This window comes from Ruminococcus sp. AF31-8BH, assembly GCF_003460605.1.
GTDB classification, from domain to species: domain Bacteria; phylum Bacillota; class Clostridia; order Lachnospirales; family Lachnospiraceae; genus Blautia_A; species Blautia_A acetigignens.
Genome location: NZ_QTVN01000014.1, coordinates 80984 through 100652 on the forward strand (window position 1 = coordinate 80984; position 19669 = coordinate 100652).

The following is a 19669-nucleotide window of genomic DNA, read 5'->3' on the forward strand; positions in this document are numbered from 1 at the left end:
AATGGGAAAAACATTATATTTGGAATGCTATTCCGGAATCAGCGGGGATATGACAGTAGCAGCCCTTTTGGACTTGGGCGCAGATCAGGAAGTACTGGGAAAAGTACTTGCAAGCCTGCCCGTGCAGGGCTTCGAGACCAAAATCAGCCGTGTAAAGAAATCCGGAATTGACGCATGTGACTTCGACGTAATCCTGGACGCCGAGATCGACGGACATGATCATGATATGGAGTATTTACATGGACATGAGCATCCTGCAGAGGCAGCACAGCTGAGTAAGATGGAAGTGCATGCGCATAGTCATGAAGAAGAGCATAGCCATGAGCATGTACACGCTCACCAGCACTCTCATAGTCACGAAGAAGAACATTCACATGGACACACACACAGCCATGAAGAGGAACCTAATCATGAGCATGTCCATACTCACGATAACGAACATGAACATTCTCATAATCAGGAAGACCATGCGCATGAGCACACACACAGCCATGATGGTGAGCATACCCATGATCACCACCACCATCACCAGCACCGCGGCATGAAAGGAATCCGCCAGATTATTGCTGCTGCCGACATGACCGAAAACGCGAGAAAAATCTCCCTGGACATTTTCGAAATACTTGCCCAGGCGGAAGCCAAAGCCCACAACGTGCTCGCAGAGGAAGTTCATTTCCACGAAGTTGGCGCCGTAGACTCCATTGTAGATATTTTATCCGTGGCAGTCTGCCTGGACAACCTTGGAATCACAGACGTGATCATCCCTGTATTATATGAAGGAATCGGCACCATCCGCTGCCAGCACGGCATCCTTCCGGTTCCCGTTCCTGCCGTCACCAACATTGTACAGCAGTGCGGCCTGGACCTTAAGATTACCCAGGTAAAAGGCGAGCTTGTCACCCCAACAGGCGCCGCAATCGTAGCCGCAGTGCGCACCGGCAAAACACTTCCGGAGAATTTCGAAATTGAAAAAATCGGCATCGGAGCCGGCAAACGAACCTACGAATGCCCGGGAATCCTCCGCGCCATGCTGATTCGAAACACAGACTCCGACCAATCCAGCGATGACAAAGACGTTATCTACAAACTGGAAACCAACATCGACGATTGCAGCGGTGAAGTCCTTGGCTTCGTAATGGAGCGCCTTTTTGAAGCAGGCGCAAGAGACGTCCACTACACCCCTGTATATATGAAGAAAAATCGCCCAGCATGGCTGCTCACCGTAATCTGCAAGGAAGAAGATGTCCCCGGCATGGAAGCCCTGATTTTCGCAGAGACCACCAGCATCGGCATCCGCAAGGCAAGAATGGAGCGTACCATTTTACCAAGACGCAAAGAAAAAGTCATGATCCCCTTCGGCGAAGTGGAAGTAAAAATCTGCGGCCCGGAAGGCGCCCAGAAGTGCTACCCGGAATACGAAAGCCTTGCCAAAATCTGCCGCAAAACCGGAATCTCCTACGCCGAAGCCTATCAGATGGCCGTAGAAGCCAGCCGGAACCGAGGTTAATATTGCAACCCATGGTAGAGTGTGCTAAAATACAGCTTAGTTTTTTCGGAGACACAATCTCCGGGAAAGCCAATCTATTTATACAATGGAGTGAATATGAAGAAATACATTGACAATTTCAGACAATACCAGTTCCTGTTAAGCGAGCTGGTAAAAAAAGGAATCAAGCTGAAATACCGCCGTTCCTATCTCGGTATTGTATGGTCAATGCTGGAGCCTTTGCTTTCCATGATCGTACTGACCATCGTATTCGGAACTCTCTATGGAAACAAAGACAGAACCTTCCCTGTATACATTCTGACAGGACGTCTTCTGTACAGCTTTTATTCACAGGCCACCAAAGCAGCGCTGAAATCCATCCGTGCCAACTCCGGCATGATTAAGAAGGTATATGTACCCAAGTATTTATACCCCCTTTCAGCCGTTGCTTATAACTATGTAATTTTCCTGATCTCCCTTTTGGTGCTTGCAATCGTAAGCGTGATCCTTGGAGTGAAGCCTACCATTTATCTGCTTCAGGCACCGGTGCCGCTGCTTATTATCCTGCTTTTCTCTTATGGAAGCGGAATGCTTCTTGCAACCATCGGCGTATTTTTCCGGGATATTGAATATCTGTGGTCCGTAGCCCTGATGATGATCATGTACACCTGCGCGATTTTCTACTATCCAAGCAAGCTCCTTAAGAGCGGCTGGGCATGGATCCTGAAATTCAACCCGCTGTACTGCATCATCCAGATTTTCCGTTCCGCAATTTTCGGAAAGCCTATGTATCCGCCATATGTATTATATGCAGTGGGATTCAGCGTTATGATCACCATTGTGGGCGTAATCTGCTTCCGAAAAAAGCAGGATCAGTTTATTCTTTATATTTAAGGAGAAAATATGAGCCAGAATGCCATAGAAGTAAATGATGTAAGTATGAAATTCAACCTGAGCCGCGAGAAGGTTGACAGCTTAAAGGACTACATTTTTAAAGCCATCAAAGGTGAACTCCAGTACAATGAGTTCTGGGCTCTCAGAGACATTAATTTCAGCGTGGAAAAAGGAGACCGTGTGGGAATCCTGGGCCTTAATGGAGCTGGAAAAAGTACCCTTCTTAAGGTAATCTCCGGCGTATTCAAGCCCACCACAGGAAGCGTGAAAAAGCACGGCAAAATGGTTCCTCTTCTGGAACTTGGCGCAGGCTTTGAGCCCCAGTACACCGGAACCGAGAACATTTATCTTTACGGTTCCATGCTTGGCTATACCAAGGATTTTATTGACAGCAAATACGAGGAGATTGTGAAATTTTCCGAGCTTCAGAAATTTATGGATGTTCCGGTGAAAAATTATTCATCCGGTATGAAATCAAGGCTTGGATTTTCCATCGCCACAGTTGTGGAGCCCCAGATTCTGATCCTGGACGAGGTGCTTTCCGTCGGAGATGCCAAGTTCCGTAAGAAAAGCGAGAAGAAGATCATGAGCATGTTCGACTCCGGTGTCACCGTGCTTTTCGTATCCCATTCCCTGGAGCAGGTTATGCGTCTTTGCAACAAAGCCATGATCCTGGAAAAAGGCCAGCTGCTTGCATACGGCGATATTGGCCCTATCGCAGAGCAGTACAGCCAGATGATCAACTAAAACGATAAAAAGAGCTTGACACAAACATCTGTGTGCTATATAGTTAAAAGCACATGTGATGAAAAGAAAGGAAAGGAGGCAGTAATATGAATATCACAGGAATAAGAAACAATCATTTACATGAAAACCTGAGATTAAGGAATATCCAGCTGCCTGCTTTTATGGACTGCGAAGCGATGTGAGAAGGGCTTTTTCTTAGATGAAAGCATCCTAAGAATTGGACGGATTCACACAGAGCGAATATTGCAGTGACTTTTGCGTATACAGGACATCCCTTGATTCAGAGGGGTGTCCTTTTTTACTGTCAATTTTGACAAATGCATATGGCGCAGTTCCCATAAAGCACAATGCGTTATTTAGGGGAGCTTACGCGAAGTGCTTTTGTCTGGACCAGAAGAGCAAAAGAAAAGCAGGAAGTAAAACCAAAACAGGGGGAAAGTATGAAATCAAAAAGAAAAACTGACAAATTCCGGATCATTTTCCGTTTCCTGAAAGGAAATATCCGGTTTTTAGTGGGAACCTTAGTGTTTTCCGTGCTGTTTACAGCATGCAACGCACTGATCCCGCAAATCGTGAAATACACGGCAGACCATATTCTGGTGCTGGATGGAATCCCGGATGGTCTGAACGTGCGGCAGGCCTTGTTACTGGCCGCCATTCTGGTGGTAGCCGCAGCTGTTTTGTCGGGGATTTTTAATTACCTGAGTAAAATGTGCCTGGCAAAAGGCTCCGAGAATTTTTTGAAATCCATCCGTGATACCTTGTATCATCATACCCAGTATCTGCCATTTTCCTGGCATGTACAGCATCAGACCGGAGAAATCATCCAGAGGTGCACCTCAGACGTGGAAGTCATCCGCAACTTTGTGTGCCGGCAGCTTCCAGAGGTGTTCCGAATCTGTTTTCTGATTATTTTGTATCTGGGAATCATGTTTTCCATGAATGTGCCCATCACCCTGGCGGCGGCAGCCTTTTTCCCGGTGATCATCGGCTATTCCGCATTCTTTCATTCCCGGATCGGGAAGCGGTTCCAGGATGCCGACGAGGCGGAAGGCGCCCTTTCCAGCACCGTGCAGGAGAACCTGACAGGAGTGCGGGTGGTCCGTGCCTTTGGACGTGAGAAATACGAGATCGACCGCTTTGACCAGAAAAACAACGCCTACTCAGACCTCTGGGTTTACCTGGGGAAGCTGATGAGTGTGTTCTGGGCATCTGGCGATCTGATCACCAACCTGCAGGTATTGATGGTTATGGTTCTGGGCGTGGTGTTCGCTGTGGAAGGAAGGATCACCCTTGGCGAATTTATTGCTTTTCTTTCCTACAACGCCTCCCTCACCTGGCCGGTGCGAAGCCTGGGCAGAATCATCTCCGATATGAGTAAGGCAGGCGTTTCCATGGAGCGTGTGGCTTATATTCTGGAAGCAGAGGAAGAGGATGCGACAGATGCCAATAACAAGCCAGCGCTGACCGGAGACATCTGTTTCCGCAATGTGTCCTTCGCTTATTCCCTGGATCACCCGATTTTGAAAAACATCAACTTCACCATCCCAGCAGGCAGCACCTTCGCCATCCTTGGCACCACAGGCAGCGGCAAATCCACCATGGTCCATCTTCTGAACCGCCTGTACGATCTGCCAGAGGGATGCGGAAGCATCACCATCGGCGGCACGGACATCCGTGACATCGACCGCCAGTATCTGCGCCAGAACATCGGAATGGTCCTTCAGGAACCCTTCCTTTTCTCCCGGACCATCCGGGAAAACATCGGCATCACAAAGGAGCAGCTTCTGGATGAGGAAATCCGCCATGCAGCGGAAATTGCCTGTGTGGACGAGTCCATCCTGCATTTTACCGACGGATACGACACCATTGTGGGAGAGCGCGGCGTTACCTTATCCGGCGGCCAGAAGCAGCGTGTTGCCATTGCCAGAATGCTGATGAAACAGGCTCCGGTGCTGGTATTTGACGATTCCCTTTCCGCAGTAGATACCGAGACAGACAACAAGATCCGCAAAGAACTGAAAAAAGAGATGGAGAAAGCCACGGTCATTATGATTTCCCACAGAATCACTTCCCTTATGCAGGCAGACTGCATTATTGTCATGGACAAAGGGGAAATCCAGCAGATGGGAACTCACGACCAGCTGATCCAGCAGGAGGGACCATACAAAGATATTTATGAGATACAGATGAACAGTGACATTCGTCTCATGGAAGGAGGTGCAGTATGCGAATAGAAGAAAAAGAATATACCAAATCCATAGACCTTTCCATCTGGAAAAAAATATTTCCCTTTCTTGCACCAAGAAAAAATACATTGATCATGGTTGTGCTGATGAATCTGCTTTGTTCAGTTGTGGACATTATTATGCCTTTGTTCCAGCGCCATGCCATTGATTCCTTTATTGAGAAGAATACCCTGTCAGGCCTTGGTGGATTTATCCTTTTGTATATTGCCGTGATCGTGTTCCAGATGTGTACGGTAATCTGCTTTACCAGAGGATGCATGAAAATTGACGTGGAAACAGGCCGCGATATGAAGCGCGCCCTGTTTGTCCACCTTCAGAAGCTGTCCTTTTCCTATTACAACGCCACTCCGGTAGGATATATTCTCTCCAGGGTGATGAACGATGTGGCAAGGATCACCGAGCTGATCGCCTGGGATGTGATCGACATGCTCTGGGCCATTTCCTATGTGGTTGGCGTGCTTGTGGCAATGCTTTTCCTGAACTGGAAGCTGGCACTGGTGATCATGATGATCGTACCGGCTATTGCCGTGCTCACCTGGTACTTCCAGAACCGGATCCTTACCTGGAACCGTCAGGTACGCAAGATCAATTCCAAGATCACAAGCGGCTACAACGAGGGGATTATGGGCGCAAAAACGGTGAAGTCCCTGGTGGTGGAGGAGAAAAATTTCGGCGAATTTTCCGCAGTAACAGAGGAAATGCGAAGTGCCTCCATCAAAGCAGCAAGACTGAACGCCATTTACATTCCTATGGTAGCGTTTTTCGGTTTTCTGGCTACTGCCCTTGTGCTGGACCGCGGCGGAATTATGGTACTTGACGGACGGCTGGATCTGGGAACCCTTGCTGCCTTTACTGCTTATGCAGTAGGAATCTTCGAGCCAATCCAGAGACTTGCCGGAATTTTGTCCCAGTGCATTTCCGCGCAGGCAAATATTGAGAGGGTGACCTCCCTTCTGGAAGAGAAGCCCCAGGTGGTAGATTCTCCGGAAGTGCTGGAGAAATACGGTGATTTCTTTAATCCCCACAAGGAGAACTGGGAGCCTATTAAAGGTGACATTGAGTTTGAGCACGTTTCCTTCCAGTATCCAGACGGAAAAGAAGAGGTATTAACCGACTTCAACCTGAAAATCCCGGCTGGCACCAACGTGGCAATCGTAGGAGAGACCGGTGCTGGCAAAAGTACGCTGGTCAATCTGGTCTGCCGTTTCTTCGAGCCGACGAAAGGCAGAATCCTGATCGACGGCAGGGATTACCGGGAGAGAAGCCAGCTGTGGCTGCACAGTAATATTGGCTATGTGCTTCAGAATCCTCACCTGTTTTCCGGCACGGTAATGGAGAACATCCGCTATGGAAGACTGGATGCCACAGACGAAGAGGTGAAGGCAGCTGCCCGGGCAGTACATGCGGATGAGGTTGCCGAGAAACTGGATAAGGGCTATGACAGCGATGTAGGAGAGGGCGGCGACTGTCTTTCCACAGGAGAGAAGCAGCTCCTTTCTTTTGCCAGGGCAGTTCTTGCGGACCCCGCCATCTTCGTTCTGGATGAGGCAACCTCCTCCATTGACACCAAAACAGAGCAGCTGATCCAGCAGGCTACAGACAAGCTTCTGAAAGGAAGAACCTCCTTCCTCATTGCCCACCGTCTGTCCACCATCCGGAACGCAGATCTGATCCTAGTAGTGCGGGATGGAAAAATCGTAGAGCAGGGCAGGCACCTGGAGCTGCTGGAAAAGAAGGGCTATTACTATCAGCTGGTACGGCAGCAGTTCGCAGATGAGGAGTCACGGAAGGTGTTGAGGTAGAGCGTGTTTGGCAGATATGTACATCTGTCTGCCCCTGGCGAAAAATAATGCATGAAATTTGTATAATTATACTTGACTTCCCAAAACTTTGGTAGTAAAATTACTTCAGTTCGTTAAACAACTAAATTTAAAAAGGATTAAATTCCTTGAAGGGAAGCAGTAGAAACAGGAAGCTTGTCTACAGAGAGCTGCGCAGGTGGAAAGCAGCGTCAGGTCTGTTTTGAAGATCATCCCCGAGAAGGGAAGCCGAACGCTTCACAGGACAAGTAGGTTTCCACGGTTGTTCCCCGTTATCGGAACCACGTATGTCGGTACGTTGTCTTTTCGTACTTGTTTCAAAGGAGAAACAGGGTGGTTGCGGCCTTATATAGTCCGTCCCTAGTTTAGGGGCGGACTTTTTGCGTGAAAGTCCCGGACAGCAGCCTTGCATCTCCCATGCTTGCATGGGAAATTCAAGGATATTGGACGGGCAAGACGACATGAGCAAGTAGGGCAATAGCCCGGATTGCGAATGTCGTCGGCAGCTGCGGGAGCGCCAACGGCGCAAAGACAAAAACCGCACAAGCAACAAAGGAGGAGAAATCAATGAAAGTGTTCAAGAAAATCATGAATGCAGTAGCAGCAGTGGAAAATTGTATTCTTGTAGTATCCACCCTGCTGATACTGATCCTGACAGTGGGAAATGTTTTTTCCCGTAAAGTCATCCATCGTTCCTGGTCCTTTACCGAGGAGCTTGTGGTTGCAGTCTTTGTCCTTATTACCTTAATGGCTGCTGCACTTGCATGTCGCGAAGGAGAGCTGGTCAACCTGTCCCTGGTTACAGACCGCCTTCCCAGGAAGCTGAAAAAACCATCCGTAATCCTTTCTACTATACTTTGCATTATTTTTACTGCCATCTTATTCTGGTTTGGCATGGACAAAGTAATCACACAGCTGGAGAACGGCAAGCGTACCTTTGTACTAAACTGGCCGGAATGGATTTTCTGGTCCTTTGTTCCGATCGGATCCGGATGCATGATCTTACATTTTATTGAATATTGCATTGACTACTGTACTGACAAAATCAAGAAGGAGGATAAATAAATGATAAGCGCAGTTCTTTTTGTTTCATTTTTTGTTTTCCTGATCATGGGTGTGCCCATTGCAATTTGTCTGGGTCTGTCCTCTGTGTGTGCAATTTTGTACTCCGGAACCTCCCTTACTATTGTGGCAACCAATATGTATGCCGGAATCAGCAAATTTTTGCTTCTGGCAATTCCGTTTTTCGTACTTTCCGGAAATATCATGGCGAAAGCCGGAATTTCCAAAAGACTTGTTAAATTCGTTGATACCTGTGTGGGACACAGAAGAGGCGGTATTGCAATCGTATGCGTTATTGTAGCCTGCTTTTTCGGTGCAATTTCCGGTTCCGGCCCGGCAACTGTTGCAGCCCTTGGCGCAGTTCTGGTTCCGGCAATGGTGGAAAGAGGCGGCTTTAGCGCACCATTTTCTACTGCGCTTATGGCCACCTCAAGTTCCATCGCTATTGTCATTCCGCCAAGTATCGCATTCGTTGTATATGCCTCCATTACAGGCGTATCCATTGCAGATATGTTCATGGCAGGTATTGTACCTGGTATCCTGATGGGCGTTGCACTTGTTATCGTAGTTATGGTGGAAGCCAGAAGAAAAGGCATCCAGCCGGCACAGAAAAAAGCCACAGCCAGGGAACGCTGGGATGCATTTAAGGATGCTTTCTGGGGCTTCCTTATGCCGATCATTATCCTGGGCGGTATTTACGGCGGCGTTTTCACCCCAACAGAGGCAGCAGCCGTATCCGTTGTATATGGTCTGTTTGTAGGTATGGTAATCTATCGTGAGGTAAAATTAAAAGACCTGTTTGACCTTTGTGTTGATTCTGCGAAAACAACCGGAGGAATCATGCTGATCGTAGCATGTGCTTCCCTGTTTTCTTATGTATGTACCAAATTCGGTATTGCAGATGCAGCTTCCCAGCTCCTTGGAAGCATTGCACATAACCAGTTTACCTTCCTTCTGATCGTAAACATTATCTTCCTTATTGCAGGCTGCTTCATTGATGCAAACTCTGCAATGTACATTTTCATTCCGGTTATGCTTCCGGTATGTAAAGCACTTGGCTATGATGTGGTAGCCTTTGGTGTTATGGCAACTGTAAACCTGGCAATCGGACAGGTTACCCCTCCTGTAGGAGTCAATCTGTTTGTGGCAATCGGAATCAAAATCAAAAAAGGCATGGAGGTTACCCTTCAGGAAATTTCCAAAGCCGTTATGCCTATGCTGGCAGCATGTATTGCCGTGCTTCTGGTTGTAACTTATATTCCGGTTACCTCAACAGCACTTCCAAAAGCTCTTGCGAAAAACGGTGCTTATTCCGGGGATTCTGCTTCCGGCCAAGCCGGTTCCACCGCAGCCTCTGCAGCCGGCGAGGAGGAGCATTCCTTCAATGAAATCGGTGACTACAGCGATCTCGGCTGGGAGGAAACCACCTGGAACTTTACCTGCTCCACAACAGAAACCTCTACCTGGGCAGATGGCGGCCGTAAGTTTGGCGAGCTGATGGAAAAAGCCACAGGGGGAAAAGTAAAGGTAAACGTATACGCAGCAGATCAGCTGACAAACGGAAACCAGTCCGAGGGAATCCAGGCATTAATGAACGGAGATCCGGTACAGATTTCCATGCATTCCAACCTGATCTACTCTGCCTTTGACCCAAGATTCAACGTAGTGTCTCTGCCATTTATTTACGACTCTGTAGAAGACGCAGATGCCAAGTTTGACGGCGAGGCAGGCGAAAAATTAAAGGAAATCCTCAGCGAGTATGGTCTGCACTGCATGGGAATTGCAGAGAACGGCTTCCGTGAGCTTACCAACAGCGTCCGCGAGGTAAAATCCGTGGACGATATGAAGAACCTGAAAATCCGTGTGGCAGGCTCCAACCTTCTTATGGAATGCTATAAGAGATGGGGAGCAGATGCCACCAACCTGAACTGGTCTGAGACCTATACCGCTCTTCAGCAGAACACAGTTGAGGGCCAGGAGAATCCCCTTCCGGCAATTGATGCAGCCAGTGTGCAGGAGGTTCAGCCATACTGCTCCATTTGGGATGCAATTTATGACTGCTTGTTCTTCTGCATCAATCAGGACATCTATGACGGACTGACTCCTGAGCAGCAGGCGGTTGTAGACGAGGCTGGTCAGAAAGCAGTAGAGTATGAGCGCTACATTAACCGTTCCGGCGACGAAGAGATTATGGATCGCTGGGCAGAGAAAAACGGTGTAACCTTTACCCAGAAAGAGGATATGGATATTGATTCCTTTAAAGAGGCTGTAGACGGTATAGACCAGTGGTTTGTAGAAGAACTGAAGAAACAGGGCTATGACGATGCAGAAGAGCTGGTGGAGGCATTTGCAGGAATCGGTGATTACAGCGACCTTGACTGGAAGGAAACCACCTGGAACTTTACCTGCTCCACAACAGAAACCTCTACATGGGCAGAGGGTGGTCGTAAGTTTGGCGAGCTGATGGAAAAAGCCACAGGTGGAAAAGTAAAGGTAAACGTATATGCAGCAGATCAGCTGACAAACGGAAACCAGTCCGAGGGAATCCAGGCATTAATGAACGGAGATCCGGTGCAGATTTCCATGCATTCCAATCTGATCTACTCTGCCTTTGACCCAAGATTCAACGTAGTATCCCTGCCGTTTATCTACGACTCTGTGGAAGATGCAGATGCCAAGTTTGACGGCGAGGCAGGAGAAAAATTAAAGGAAATCCTTAGTGAGTATGGTCTGCATTGCATGGGAATTGCAGAGAACGGATTCCGTGAGCTTACTAACAGCGTCCGCGAGGTAAAATCCGTGGACGATATGAAGAACCTGAAAATCCGTGTAGCAGGCTCCAACCTTCTTATGGAATGCTATAAGAGATGGGGAGCAGATGCTACCAACCTGAACTGGTCTGAAACCTATACCGCACTTCAGCAGAACACAGTTGAGGGCCAGGAGAATCCCCTTCCGGCAATTGATGCAGCCAGTGTGCAGGAGGTTCAGCCATACTGCTCTATGTGGGATGCAATTTATGACTGTCTGTTCTTCTGCATCAATCAGGACATCTATGACGGACTGACCCCTGAGCAGCAGGAGGTTGTGGACAAAGCAGGAAGAATGGCAGTGGAATATGAGCGTTACATTAACCGTTCCGGTGACGAAGAGATTATGGATCGCTGGGCAGGGAAAAACGGTGTAACCATTACCCAAAAGGAAGATATGGACATTGATTCCTTTAAAGAGGCTGTAGACGGCGTAGATCAGTGGTTTGTAGAAGAACTGAAAAACCAGGGCTATGACGATGGCCAGGAGCTGGTAGACGCATTTAAGTAAATAAAGAAAAACACCTTCTGAGATGGGAGAGCATTTCAGAAGGTGTTTTTTTACAATAATCCTGCAATTCTCAGGGAACACCATACCAGCAAAAGGGCCATAACCCCGTTCATCAGCTTATAATGTCCACTGTAAAACCGCTTTAGCATATTTCCTGCAAACGCCCAGATCAGATTTCCCAGTGCCCCGAGAAACATCAGATACACCGCAAACCCAAACAGTATGGGAGCTTTTGTCTCATAAGGCAGAATATAAGCGGAAAACATAGTCAGTCCATAAATGATAATCTTCACATTCACCAGCTGCAGGAAATAGCCCATGAGCCAGGTGGGCTTTTTCTCCTGTACCGCATCTGAGGGCGGAAGTCGGCGCCAGGTCTGCCATGCCAGATACAGCACATAGGCAGCACCCAGATACTTCATCACAGGCTGGATTCCCGGAACCACCTTTCCAAGGGTGCTGCAGAACAGTCCGGAAAGACACATCAAAGTAAGAGAACCGCTCCAGATTCCCGTCATAAACCGCAGATTCCCGGAAATTCCATATTTGCTTGCCGTGGAAAGCAGCAGGATATTATTTGGCCCCGGTGACCACACCGTGAGAATGGCAGACAGGGTCATTTCAATAAAAACAGATAAAGGCATGGAAATCCCCTCCTTTGGTATTTTGCAGGATGCGGCATATGGAACAGGAAGTATCCTTTCTCACATATAAGAAAGGCGCAACATTCTACATGCTGCGTCCTTGCAAAATCTGTACAAATTATGATTTCCTGTATCATAACACAAAATTGCCCGGATGTATATAGAATATTCGAACCATAAGTTGCAAGCTAAATTTAATGATATGAGTATCAAAAGTTCTTTTGACACTCATTTGATCCCCGGATTGCTACGCAGCTCCCGCAATCCTCCAAATATTCGAAATCCGCTGATTACTACGTAAATCGCTGCTTTCTCATATTTGGCGTGTCCCAAGTTCAAAAGCCTTATCGTGCAAGCACGAACGGCTTTTTGATCTTTTGACACTGGTATCATTAAATATTTGTAAAATTCAAGCAAAATGGGAATAGATATGATATAATACAGAAAATAACGAGGCCGTGAGCAGATTCAGAGCTTAACAGCATCAGATATAAGGAGGAATTGCAATGCTGAAAACCTGGATACCGGAAGAGATACCGGAAAAAGATGAACTGAAAAAACGAATCAAGGAAGCAGGAGAGAAGCTTTACCAGCAGCAGATGAAGCTAAAGGAGCATAAGCTTCCGGTGCTTGTGCTGTTTGAAGGCTGGAGTGCATCCGGCAAGGGAAGCACCATCGGTAAGGTGATCAAATATATTGATCCTCGCTTTTTTAAGGTGGCTACTATGTCCAAGCCTACAGAGGATGAGCTGCGCAGACCGTTTCTGTACCGCTATTTCAACCAGATCCCGGAAGCTGGCAAATTTACCTTTCTGGATTCCGGCTGGATGGAGCAGACCTGTAAGGACTGCCTGAACGGATTAGAGGAGGAAGCTTACACACAGCGGATTGAGAGTATTAAGCATTTTGAGCGTCAGCTTACAGATAATGGTTATCTGGTACTGAAATTTTTCATGGAGATCGATAAAAAAGAGCAGACAAGCCGTATGGAGCACCTTCACAAGGATCATGATACCAGGTGGCGTGTAAATGATTTTGACAGATGGCAGAACGAACACTACAAACGCTGCCAGAAGGTTTTTGACCGCTATCTTACAGACACCAACACCTCCATTGCACCCTGGTATATTATCGATGCTGCAGACAGAGGCTGGGCGGAGCTTCAGGTGCTTGAGACAATGGTAAATAATATTGACGTTGCCCTGCAGAATAGCGCTCACAGTGCGCCTCTTCTCCCAAATGTTTTTCCCCTTGTGAAAATGCCCCGGCTTTCTGAAATCGAACTGGCAGACAAGGTGATGGAAGATGAGGAATATAAGAAGGAGCTGAAACATCTGCAGAAAAAACTGGGAGAGCTTCATAACCGTCTGTATCGGAAGCGTGTGCCTGTGATCATTACCTATGAGGGCTGGGATGCAGCCGGAAAGGGCGGAAATATCAAGCGAATTACAGAGGCTCTTGATCCCCGTGGCTTTGAGGTTCATCCTATTGCCAGCCCGGAGCCCCATGAAAAGGCACGTCATTATCTGTGGCGTTTCTGGACAAGACTGCCTAAGGATGGCCATATTGCTATCTTTGACCGCACCTGGTACGGCCGTGTGATGGTGGAAAGGCTGGAGGGCTTCTGCAGTGAAAATGACTGGAAGCGTGCTTACAATGAGATCAATGAGTTTGAGAAGGAGTTGTCTGACTGGGGTGCTGTGATTATTAAATTCTGGGTTCAGATTGATAAGGATACCCAGCTTGCCCGCTTTACAGATCGCCAGAATAATCCGGAAAAACAGTGGAAAATCACTGACGAGGACTGGCGCAACCGCGAGAAATGGGATGCCTACGAAACCGCCGTAGACGAAATGCTCACCAAAACCAGCACAACCTACGCTCCGTGGCATATTCTGGAATCTGTGGATAAGAAGTATGCGAGAATTAAGGCATTGAAAATTGTAGTGAAAGAATTGGAAAAAGCGTTAGAATAGTGGATTCAATAGGGACGCATCCGGGCACCTGTTATTCCACGCAGGTCGGTGCAACGCTCCGGTGAACTAACTGCTAACTACGACTAAATCGTTCAGGATAGCCTTCACGATTAAGTCTTCGTAAGCAGTGGATTTCACCTTCGCTAAGAACGCACCTGAAATGACCTGCTTAGGAATAACAGGTGCCCGGATGCTGTGTACTGGATGGAACTGATGAGTACAAGGGAAGTTTATATAGGGCTTATACCGGATTATAAGAGGATGGGTTACGCATGCTTTACAGATGAGAAAATCACCCTGTGTCAATATAGCAGATACTTAATTTTTGCTGTATTACCAGTTGTCGATAACCAGCGATTTTGCAAGGTATATTCATGTAGCAGGCCATTTCAGGAGCGTCTTTAGTGGAGGCGAGATCCGATGGTTACGGAGACTTAGGCGCGAAGGCTCTCCTGAGCGTCTTAGTCGAAGTTACCAGCTAGCTTGCCGGAACGTTGCGACGGCCTGCGGTGAATATACCTTGTAAAAGCGCGTACGGGTAACGGCATACATCATGCCCTCAAATAATTCCTCATAGTCTTCAGCGCATTTTTCTCCAACCTGCTGACCTGCGCCTGGGAAATCCCAATCTCCTGGGCCACTTCCATCTGTGTTTTCCCCTCATAGAAACGCAAGTCAATAATATGCCGCTCCCGCTGATTCAGCCTGTTAATCGCCTCCCGCAGGGAAAGGTTCTCCACCCAGTTTTCCTCCCGGTTCTTCTTATCACTGATTTGATCCATCACGTAAAGGGTATCCCCACCCTCCGTATAAACCGGCTCAAACAAACTCACCGGATTCTGGATCGCATCCATCGCATAAACAATCGTCTCCTTCTCAATCCCAATCTCGTTGGCAATCTCCGCAATCGTCGGCTCCTTCAGATTATTCTTCATGTAAGTCTCTTTCGCATAAATCGCCCGGTAAGCAATATCCCGCAAAGACCGGCTCACCCGAATACTGTTGTTATCCCGGAGATACCGCCGGATTTCCCCAATGATCATAGGCACTGCATAAGTAGAAAATTTTACATTCAATGTAGTGTCAAAATTGTCGATGGCCTTAATCAACCCAATACACCCGATCTGAAAAAGATCATCCATATTTTCACTGCTCCCTGAAAAACGCTTGATCACACTGAGAACAAGCCGCAGATTTCCTTTAATATAAAGCTCCCTGGCCTCTTCATCACCCTCTTTGATCCGGCGAAAAAGTTCCTCTTTTTCCTCTGCTTTCAATACCGGAAGCTTCGACGTATTAACTCCGCAAATTTCAACTTTGTTAAGTGCCATTTTATGAATCCTCCTTTTTGTGCATAAGTAAACGGATTAATAAAATGATTCTCATGCCGGAGGATAAATATTCTTTTTTCGGGAAAATATAAAAATTATTGCCCCTTGACAATTTAAAACCATATTGCAATGAACTTAGCAGGTTTCATAGTTTGTAACTCCTGGCTGGTGTTATATTTTGCCTGAATTTGGCTGTATTAGTCTTTTTTACAGCAATGCTTTTCATCAATCTCTACTAAAATAATGTCATCCCCAATCTGCCGGATGCAGTTCCAGGGAATGACATACTCGCTGGCCGGACCCCAGAAACAGAAGCAAAAGCTCCCGGGTCCCGGAACCACAATAGCCGTAATACACCCGCTTTCGCAGTCAAACTCCACATCCACCGGGCAGCCCAAAGTACGGCAGGTACAGATATTGATCACTTCTTTTTGTTTTAATTCGCAGATACGCATGAAAAATACCTGTTTTTTATGAGATTATGCAAAAATTCTGAAAATATGCCCAGAGTTTGTTGACACACTTTCTATATTTAAAGTATAATAAAAATTAAGAAATTCAGTCCGTTTTATGTTACCGAATGAAAAGATTGGTGCTGGTTCTGGCAAGTGAGAAAATACCTGTAAAAGTGCCAATGAATTGCTCCTAAAAAATGAGGAATACCTAATATAAAGTGATGCCGCCAACAAGCGGCATGTCCGTTTTGAAAGGCTGATACATGGGAGCGAAAAGGAGGGAGACAAGTTCATATGAGATGCCCATATTGCAATCAGGATAATACAAGAGTAGTAGATTCAAGACCAGTAGAAGAAACTAATTCCATCCGCCGCAGAAGATTGTGCGATTCCTGCGGAAGGAGATTTACTACATATGAGAATGTGGAGATCATTCCGCTGACGGTCATCAAGAAAAATCTGAACCGGGAGCAATACGACCGCAACAAACTGATCAACGGCATCCGCCGCGCCTGCTATAAGCGTCCCATCGCCAGCGAGAAATTAGAAGCCATGATCGACGCCGTAGAAGGCGACATCTTCGACACCGAAGAAAAAGAAATCTCCAGCACCAAGATTGGCGAAATCGTCATGAGCCACCTAAAAGACCTGGATTCCGTCGCCTACGTGCGCTTCGCGTCCGTGTACAGGGAATTTAAAGATGTAAGCACCTTCATGGATGAATTGAAGAAGTTCATGAACTAAGAAAATCCCCCGCCGTAGAGCGGGGGATTTTCGCTACGCAAACGGAGCGAAGCGGAGTTCGCGGTTCCCGCCCCCGCCGTAGAGCGGGGGATTTTCGCTACGCAAATTTTCTTCCACCATACAAAAAAGGGGCAGGCGCCGAAGCGCCCGCCCCTCTCAATTTCATATCATGCTCAGATTAGCAGATACCCTGAGCCTTCATAGCATCTACAACCTTCTCGAATCCAGCGATGTTAGCACCAGCAACATAGTTGTCCTCCATGCCGTAACGCTTAGCAGCATCATCAGCTTTATGGAAGATATCTACCATGATACCGTGAAGCTTCTCATCCACTTCCTCAGCTGTCCAGGAAAGTCTCATGGAGTTCTGGCTCATCTCAAGAGCAGAAGTAGCAACGCCGCCGGCGTTAGCTGCCTTACCAGGCATAAACAGAACACCATTCTCCATCAGATAGCTTGTAGCATCAAGAGTAGTAGGCATGTTAGCACCCTCAACTACATATTTGCAGCCGTTAGCAACCAGTGCCTTAGCACCCTCAAGAGGAAGCTCATTCTGAGTAGCACATGGAAGGTATACATCACATTTAATGTTCCAGATTCCAAGTCCCTCTGTATAGGTAGCACCCTCAACACGGTCAGCATACTCTTTGATACGACCACGTTTTACTTCCTTAATATCCTTTACAATATCAAGCTTGATTCCCTCTGGATCATATACATATCCGTTGGAATCGCACATAGCAACAACCTTGCCGCCAAGCTGCTGAGCCTTCTCAACTGCGTAGATAGCAACGTTTCCGGAGCCTGTAACGATGAAGGTCTTGCCATCAATAGAATCATTATGTGCTTTCATGATCTCATCAAGCATATAAACAACACCATATCCGGTAGCCTGTGTACGAATCAGGGATCCGCCGTAGGTAAGTCCCTTACCTGTAAGAACACCTTCATATAATCCGCGGATTCTCTTATACTGTCCGAATAAATAACCGATTTCACGTCCGCCTACACCGATATCTCCTGCAGGAACATCAGTATCAGCACCAATATATTTAGAAAGTTCTGTCATAAAGCTCTGGCAGAATGCCATAACCTCTCTGTCAGATTTACCCTTCGGGTCGAAGTTGGAACCACCTTTACCACCGCCAATGGGAAGCCCGGTAAGGGAGTTCTTAAAAGTCTGCTCAAATCCAAGGAATTTTAAGATACCCTGGTTAACTGACGGATGGAAACGAAGACCACCCTTGTAAGGTCCGATTGCACTGTTGAACTGTACACGGTAACCCTTATTAACCTGAACAACGCCCTTGTCATCTACCCACGGAACACGGAAGGAAATGATTCTTTCCGGCTCAACAAGACGTTCCAGAAGAGACATGCTGCGGTATTCTTCTTCATTCTTGTCGATTACGACTTTCAGGGAATCCAGAACCTCTTTTACTGCCTGATGAAACTCCGGCTCGCCAGGATTCTGTGCTACGACTCTTTCATATACTTCTTCAGTGTAAGACATTGTAATTCCTCCTCATCCTGAGTATGTAAAATTTTTTCAACGTCGCTATTATACACTAAAGCGCTAAAAAAGAAAAGAGTTTTTTTCGGATTTCCAAAAATTTCATAGGGGCTTGCGAAAATCAGCCAAATATGAGATGATAGAAAACAAGAAACATGCTATGCCGATGCAAAGGAGTGAAAATAAATGAAGACATTTGAGAAATCCAGCAAACTGGATAACGTACTATACGATGTGCGAGGCCCGGTTGTGGATGAGGCAGCCAGAATGGAAGAGGATGGAATGGAGATCCTGAAACTGAATATCGGCAACCCATATCCTTTCGGTTTTTCCGCACCACAGGAAGTAATACTGGACATGCTGAGCAATATCCGTACCTCACAGGGGTATTCTGATTCCAAGGGAATATTCTCAGCGAGAAAGGCAATCATGCAGTATGCACAGCTTCGGGGAATCCCGGGCGTGACCATGAATGATATTTATACAGGTAATGGTGTCAGCGAGCTGATCAACCTGTGTATGCAGGCCCTTTTGGATAATGGGGACGAGATCCTGATCCCGGCACCGGATTATCCTCTATGGACAGCGACTGCTACCTTAGCCGGAGGTAATGTAGTGCATTACATCTGTGATGAGCAGTCAGAATGGTATCCGGATATTGATGACATCAGAAGCAAGATCACAGATAAGACCAAGGCCATCGTTATCATTAATCCCAATAATCCTACAGGTGCGGTATATCCTAAGGAGATCCTGGAGCAGATTGTACAGATCGCAAGAGAGCATGAGCTGATCATTTTCTCCGATGAGATTTATGACCGTTTGATCATGGACGGGTATAAGCATACCTCCATCGCCTCTTTGGCACCGGATGTATTCTGCGTTACCTTTTCCGGACTTTCCAAGTCCCACATGATCGCAGGCTTCCGTATCGGATGGATGATCCTAAGCGGTGCCAAGAATAAGGCGAAGGGCTACATAGAGGGAATCAATATGCTCTCATCCATGCGTCTTTGCTCTAATGTTCCGGCCCAGTCCATTGTGCAGACGGCACTTGGCGGCTACCAGAGTGTGAATGAATACATTCAGCCGGGCGGAAGGGTTTACGAGCAGAGAGACTTTATTTACAAGGCCCTTAATGATATTCCGGGAATCAGTGCTGTGAAGCCTAAGGCTGCCTTCTACATTTTCCCGAAGATCGACACAGAGAAATTCAATATTTACAATGATGAACAGTTCGCTCTTGATTTCCTGCATGAGAAGCAGGTGCTTCTGGTACCGGGTAAGGGCTTTAACTGGAATTCTCCGGACCACTTCCGTGTAGTATATCTGCCGAACGTGCGTCAGCTGGAGAAGGCTATGGGCAAGATGAGAGAGTTCCTGTCCACATATAAACAAAGATAAGCAAGCTTGCATTTTTCAGGGAG

At 47.1% G+C, this 19669-nt stretch carries 14 protein-coding genes and 1 other annotated feature; of the genes, 10 read left to right on the plus strand and 4 right to left on the minus strand.

Annotation, left to right across the window (positions count from 1 at the left end):
- Nucleotide 1 precedes the first annotated feature (1 nt).
- The 7 genes from larC to DWZ38_RS16410 all read left to right on the plus strand — a co-directional run bounded on the left by larC (nucleotide 2) and on the right by DWZ38_RS16410 (nucleotide 11579).
- Nucleotides 2-1507: a nickel pincer cofactor biosynthesis protein LarC gene (gene larC, locus DWZ38_RS16375; protein ID WP_117854201.1), complete on the plus strand. Its 1506-nt coding sequence runs from the start codon at nucleotides 2-4 to the stop codon at nucleotides 1505-1507.
- Nucleotides 1508-1603: 96 nt separating this feature from the next.
- Nucleotides 1604-2380: an ABC transporter permease gene (locus tag DWZ38_RS16380; protein WP_021925487.1), complete on the plus strand. Its 777-nt coding sequence runs from the start codon at nucleotides 1604-1606 to the stop codon at nucleotides 2378-2380.
- Between the two features lie 9 nt (nucleotides 2381-2389).
- Nucleotides 2390-3127, plus strand: a complete 738-nt coding sequence (locus DWZ38_RS16385) for an ABC transporter ATP-binding protein (RefSeq protein WP_021925488.1) — start codon at nucleotides 2390-2392, stop codon at nucleotides 3125-3127.
- 440 nt (nucleotides 3128-3567) lie between these two features.
- A complete protein-coding gene (locus DWZ38_RS16395; RefSeq protein WP_117854203.1) occupies nucleotides 3568-5364 on the plus strand; it encodes an ABC transporter ATP-binding protein in 1797 nt (598 codons plus the stop codon).
- The gene (locus tag DWZ38_RS16400) at nucleotides 5355-7178 is read left to right on the plus strand and encodes an ABC transporter ATP-binding protein (RefSeq protein WP_117854204.1); all 1824 of its coding nucleotides are present in this window, start codon (nucleotides 5355-5357) and stop codon (nucleotides 7176-7178) included. Before DWZ38_RS16395 ends, DWZ38_RS16400 begins: the two co-directional genes overlap by 10 nt.
- Nucleotides 7179-7315: 137 nt before the next feature.
- Nucleotides 7316-7561 (plus strand) — a binding site (T-box leader).
- Between the two features lie 202 nt (nucleotides 7562-7763).
- Nucleotides 7764-8261: a TRAP transporter small permease gene (locus DWZ38_RS16405; protein WP_117854205.1), complete on the plus strand. Its 498-nt coding sequence runs from the start codon at nucleotides 7764-7766 to the stop codon at nucleotides 8259-8261.
- On the plus strand, nucleotides 8262-11579 hold the full coding sequence (locus DWZ38_RS16410) for a TRAP transporter large permease subunit (RefSeq protein ID WP_117854206.1): 3318 nt from the start codon (nucleotides 8262-8264) through the stop codon (nucleotides 11577-11579).
- 50 nt (nucleotides 11580-11629) lie between these two features.
- On the opposite strand, the gene DWZ38_RS16415 is transcribed toward DWZ38_RS16410, so the two are convergent.
- Entirely contained in the window at nucleotides 11630-12223 is a 594-nt protein-coding gene (locus tag DWZ38_RS16415) for a LysE family transporter (RefSeq protein ID WP_021926494.1), read from the minus strand.
- Nucleotides 12224-12729: 506 nt separating this feature from the next.
- Here DWZ38_RS16415 and pap point away from each other — a divergent pair.
- A complete protein-coding gene (gene pap, locus DWZ38_RS16420) occupies nucleotides 12730-14199 on the plus strand; it encodes a polyphosphate:AMP phosphotransferase (protein WP_021926493.1) in 1470 nt (489 codons plus the stop codon).
- Between the two features lie 551 nt (nucleotides 14200-14750).
- Here pap and sigG read toward each other — a convergent pair.
- Both sigG and DWZ38_RS16430 read right to left on the minus strand, forming a co-directional pair.
- The gene (gene sigG / locus DWZ38_RS16425; protein ID WP_021926492.1) at nucleotides 14751-15530 is read right to left on the minus strand and encodes an RNA polymerase sporulation sigma factor SigG; all 780 of its coding nucleotides are present in this window, start codon (nucleotides 15528-15530) and stop codon (nucleotides 14751-14753) included.
- Between the two features lie 197 nt (nucleotides 15531-15727).
- On the minus strand, nucleotides 15728-15985 hold the full coding sequence (locus DWZ38_RS16430) for a YlmC/YmxH family sporulation protein (RefSeq protein ID WP_021926491.1): 258 nt from the start codon (nucleotides 15983-15985) through the stop codon (nucleotides 15728-15730).
- Between the two features lie 294 nt (nucleotides 15986-16279).
- On the opposite strand from DWZ38_RS16430, the gene nrdR reads away from it, so the two are divergent.
- A complete protein-coding gene (nrdR, locus tag DWZ38_RS16435) occupies nucleotides 16280-16729 on the plus strand; it encodes a transcriptional regulator NrdR (RefSeq protein ID WP_021926490.1) in 450 nt (149 codons plus the stop codon).
- A 178-nt stretch (nucleotides 16730-16907) separates the two neighbouring features.
- Here nrdR and gdhA read toward each other — a convergent pair whose 3' ends face one another.
- Nucleotides 16908-18242: an NADP-specific glutamate dehydrogenase gene (gene gdhA, locus DWZ38_RS16440; protein WP_117854207.1), complete on the minus strand. Its 1335-nt coding sequence runs from the start codon at nucleotides 18240-18242 to the stop codon at nucleotides 16908-16910.
- Between the two features lie 186 nt (nucleotides 18243-18428).
- Between gdhA and DWZ38_RS16445 the strand changes: the two genes are divergently transcribed.
- The gene (locus DWZ38_RS16445) at nucleotides 18429-19646 is read left to right on the plus strand and encodes an aminotransferase class I/II-fold pyridoxal phosphate-dependent enzyme (protein ID WP_021926721.1); all 1218 of its coding nucleotides are present in this window, start codon (nucleotides 18429-18431) and stop codon (nucleotides 19644-19646) included.
- Nucleotides 19647-19669: the final 23 nt, after the last annotated feature.